This is a genomic window from Zhongshania borealis (assembly GCF_039539625.1).
GTDB lineage: Bacteria > Pseudomonadota > Gammaproteobacteria > Pseudomonadales > Spongiibacteraceae > Spongiibacter > Spongiibacter borealis.
This window is the reverse complement of sequence record NZ_BAABDM010000022.1, coordinates 1-1,635: the sequence shown is the minus strand read 5'-3', so window position 1 is coordinate 1,635 and position 1,635 is coordinate 1. Positions and strand designations below refer to the sequence as shown.

Annotated in this window: 1 protein-coding gene; it reads right to left on the bottom strand. The window is 58.7% G+C overall.

Annotated elements, in window-relative coordinates; all coding sequences use genetic code 11:
- Positions 1 to 1,635, bottom strand: a 1,635-nt coding sequence (locus ABD836_RS19395; RefSeq protein WP_344939307.1) for an Ig-like domain-containing protein, incomplete at both ends; no start/stop codon positions are given.

Here is a 1,635-nt window from a genome sequence, read left to right as displayed (position 1 = left end):
AGGTGTTGCCGGCCAAGACAGTACCGCTGTATGGCGTACCGTTGATGGTGAAGCTAACCGTATCACCAGGCGCGGCGTCGCCGCCGACCGAACCGGTGACGTTGATGCTTGTACCCGCTTCGGCCGCATTAACAATGTCATCAGCGGTGATGTCATTCACCGTGATCGTTGCCGCCGCCGCATCATCAACCGTGTGAGTCGACGTCGTGCTCGCACTGAACGGATTACCCGCTTCATCAGTACCCACAACCGTCGCATCGAAGCTGGTATCCGCCGCAAGGTCGGCGCCATCAACCGCGATGCTGTAAGTGTTGCCGGCCAAGACCGTACCGCTGTAAGGCGTGCCGTTGATCGTAAAGCTAACCGTGTCGCCTGGGGCCGCGTCGCCACCAACCGTACCGGTGACATTAATATTCGTGCCCGCTTCGGCCGCATTAACAATGTCATCAGCGGTGATGTCATTCACCGTGATCGTTGCCGTGGCACCCGTATCAACGGTGTGCGTTGAGGTCGTCGTCGCCGTGAACGGATTACCCGCCGCGTCTGTACCCACAACCGTGGCATCGAAGCTGGTATCCGCCGCAAGGTCCGCGCCATCAACCGCAATGCTGAAGGTGTTGCCGGCCAGCACAGTACCGCTGTAAGGCGTGCCGTTAATGGTGAAGCTCACCGTATCGCCAGGGGCTGCGTCGCCACCGACAGTGCCCGTTACATCAATTGAAGTACCCGCTTCGGCGGCATTCACTACATCGTCAGCGGTGATGTCGTTGACGGTGATCGTTGCGGTCGCTGCCGTATCAACGGTATGCGTTGAAGTCGTGGTTGCGGTAAATGGATTACCTGCCGCGTCAGTACCCGTTACGGTGGCATCGAAGCTGGTGTCGGCCGCCAAGTCTGCGCCATCAACCGCAATGCTGTAGGTGTTGCCCGCCAGTACGGTGCCACTGTATGGCGTGCCGTTAATGGTGAAGCTGATTGCGTCGCCCACTGTGGCATCGCCACCAACGGTACCCGTGACGTTGATGCTTGTTCCGGCTTCGGCGGCATTCACTATGTCATCTGGGGTGATGTCATTAACGGTGATTGTTGCACTCGCTGCCGTATCAACGGTATGCGTTGAGGTCGTCGTCGCCGTGAACGGATTACCCGCCGCGTCTGTACCCACAACCGTGGCATCGAAGCTGGTATCCGCCGCAAGGTCCGCGCCATCAACCGCAATGCTGTAGGTGTTACCCGCCAAGACCGTACCGCTGTAAGGCGTGCCGTTAATGGTGAAGCTCACCGTATCGCCAGGGGCTGCGTCGCCACCGACAGTGCCCGTTACATCAATTGAAGTACCCGCTTCGGCGGCATTCACTACATCGTCAGCGGTGATGTCGTTGACGGTGATCGTTGCGGTCGCTGCCGTATCAACGGTATGCGTTGAAGTCGTGGTTGCGGTAAATGGATTACCTGCCGCGTCAGTACCCGTTACGGTGGCATCGAAGCTGGTGTCGGCCGCCAAGTCTGCGCCATCAACCGCAATGCTGTAGGTGTTGCCCGCCAGTACGGTGCCACTGTATGGCGTGCCGTTAATGGTGAAGCTGATTGCGTCACCAACGGTTGCATCGCCACCAACAGTACCGGTGACGTTGA